Annotated in this window: 2 protein-coding genes and 1 pseudogene; 2 read left to right on the plus strand and 1 reads right to left on the minus strand. The window is 34.0% G+C overall.

Translation table 11 applies throughout. The annotated features are described in order from the left end of the window. Positions 1 to 507, plus strand: a pseudogene (locus tag ACJMLH_RS09735) (ABC transporter ATP-binding protein); the annotation flags it as partial. A 10-nt stretch (positions 508 to 517) separates the two neighbouring features. Next, a complete protein-coding gene (locus ACJMLH_RS09740) occupies positions 518 to 1,243 on the plus strand; it encodes an ABC transporter permease (protein ID WP_405277157.1) in 726 nt (241 codons plus the stop codon). A gap of 131 nt (positions 1,244 to 1,374) precedes the next feature. Here ACJMLH_RS09740 and mtrH read toward each other — a convergent pair whose 3' ends face one another. After that, on the minus strand, positions 1,375 to 2,313 hold the full coding sequence (mtrH, locus tag ACJMLH_RS09745; protein WP_405277159.1) for a tetrahydromethanopterin S-methyltransferase subunit H: 939 nt from the start codon (positions 2,311 to 2,313) through the stop codon (positions 1,375 to 1,377). Positions 2,314 to 2,670: the final 357 nt, after the last annotated feature.

Here is a 2,670-nt window from a genome sequence, read left to right on the forward strand (position 1 = left end):
ATGAAACAGCGTCTGGGAATAGCTGCGGCCATTATGCACAGTCCCGAACTTTTGATTCTGGATGAACCGATAAACGGCCTGGATCCTTTTGGAATCAAAGAGATAAGAACATTGCTTAAAAGGTTATCTCATGAATTCGGAATAACTATCCTGATTTCATCACACATTCTAAGTGAAATAGAAAACATCGCTGATGTAATAGGGTTCATGGATAAAGGTGTTCTGATTGACGAAATCTCAAAAGAGGAATTACACAACAGATTGAACAAATTTGTCGAATTTGAAGTATCAGACATTAATCTGGCAGTTAATATTTTTAAAGAATTGGAGCTTAAGCAAAATGAGGATTTTACAGTTAATGGGAATACAATTTACTTGTATACTCATTTAAGCTTAAGGGATAAATTCAATGCATTATTTGTTAAAGCCGGAATAGATGTTAAAAAGGTAAATCTGTGTGAAGAAAACCTTGAAGAGTTTTTCACAAGATTTGTATCCAATAACTGAGGTGATTTGTATGTTGACTTTCATTGAAATGGAATTTTTAAAGCTTAAAAGATCAAAAATATTCCTGTTAAGTCTAATGGGAGCTATTCTTCCGCCATTTTTAATGTTTATTGCGGTTACAGCATTTGGTGAGGGCAATACCTTTGAATTGTTATTCACCAATGTGAACATGTACACATCAGCAATGTTTGCGGTTTTAATCTTTGCCATAATCATTTCCTACCTTTTTGGAAGGGAATATAATGAACATACTCTAAAGACAATGCTGACAATTCCGGTTTCAAGGGCAAAATTCCTGGCAAGCAAATACATCATGTTTTTAGTTTGGATTGTAATTTTAACAGTGGTTACAAGCTTTTCAACACTTGTATTCGGATTAATTGCAGGTTTGGATGGATTTAGCTTAAAGTTATTCATTGATAGCTTTGCACAGCTACTCTATGCAAATGTGCTGTTGTTTTTAACATTCTCTCCATTTGTATTCATTTCACTATTTATAACAAATATGGTTCCCGCAATGGTTGGAGGTGCAGGACTTGCATTGGTGAATCTTATGGTTTACGGCCAGAACTGGGCGCCGTTTGTTCCTTGGGTATGCCCGTATCTGATTGCATCTGGTGAAATAGCAAAATATGGCACAAGCATTACTGTCTCTTATGGAATAATTTTGGCCACTTTCTTGATTGGAATGGTTATTTCTTACATGTATTTTACAAAAAAAGATGTTGCATTATAAATTTTTAGCACTGGATAGATTTATCCAGTGCTTGTTTAACTTATGTACTTATGTTTAGATTTGCCATACCATTTATTGCGATGGCATGAACAACATGTCGTAGAGGCTGAAAATGAAAAAATTTTGAAAAATTATACCAACTTATTCATAGGGTGGTAATCAACAGGTTCGGTTCCCATTGGTTTTGCTGCTTCAGAAATGAACATATCAGTTTGTGCTACTGCTGGAAATGCGATGTTAGCATTTTCGATAGGTCCAAATAAAACGAAATCTCCGGCACACATTACCTGCACGATATTAGCACCGATATCACAGACAGTAAATGCAGTTTTGTTTCCTGCTTTTTTATAATCTCTTAACCAGTCCCATGCAGAAGGAACGTTGTGGATTCCAGATCCGACTGGATATCCCCATTTTGCTTTTTCTGCAAAAGATGTTCTTGCTGCAATACCTGCTCCCTGGCCTAAAGGGGTTACTGCAGTATCCATCATGAATTTTTCAATACCGCATTCTTCAGCAACTTCAAGCAAACCTTTTTCATATGCACCGTCATCCCCATCCTCCCACATTGCCATTTTACCTTCAATGGTAGCATTCATAGGGTTGAATCCTAATATGATGGAAGCTGAGATACCTGTTTCAGCAAGTGCATCTAATTCTGATTTGTCTGCTGCCATGTTAATTGAGTTATAAATTGCTCTTTCTGTTAATCCGGTTTCATCTGCATACTGTGCACCTGCAACTCTTGCATCTCCTGATGTTGAATCTATAAGGAATGGAGCATCACAGATTTCTCCAATATATTCGATGTATTTTGGAAGAGCTTCAACAGTCTGTCCAAAAACCTGTACGATATAAGGATTTCCGGTTACGTCTGAAATTGATGCCATATCATTAACTAGCTGTTCGGCCCGATCTTTATCGAAATCACCAGTTAGTTCATCATTAAGAATATTGTGTCCGCCATAGAAAATGGTTCCTGCCAGAACAGTAGGATATTCTCCAGGTTGTCCACCCATTTTGACTCCAGCGAAGTCAAATACTGTTTGTTCTTTGTCAAATTTAAACATTTATTTTAACCTCTATTTTTTTCGACCTAACTATTTTCAATTTAACTTTATAAAAATTAAAGTTAGGTCTAAAAATATATTTTATTTAATCATATATAAGTCCGTATTATAAATTTTATAATATAATTAAAATTTATTAATCAATGTTTAATTTATTAAAAAAAATTACATATTATGTTAAATTGAAAGATATGGGAATTATTTCATTTTCTAACAAAAACAATTAATATGTGGTTTTATTGGGTGAAGTTCTCTTAAAAAACTTAAAATAATAAAATGTTAATGATTAATCATGATTTTGAAAATAAATGAGTATTTAACAAAGAGTTTATTATATTGCTTCGTTTAAATAACTGT

Origin of the sequence: Methanobrevibacter sp. (genome assembly GCF_045116495.1) — an archaeon.
Taxonomy (GTDB): domain Archaea; phylum Methanobacteriota; class Methanobacteria; order Methanobacteriales; family Methanobacteriaceae; genus Methanocatella.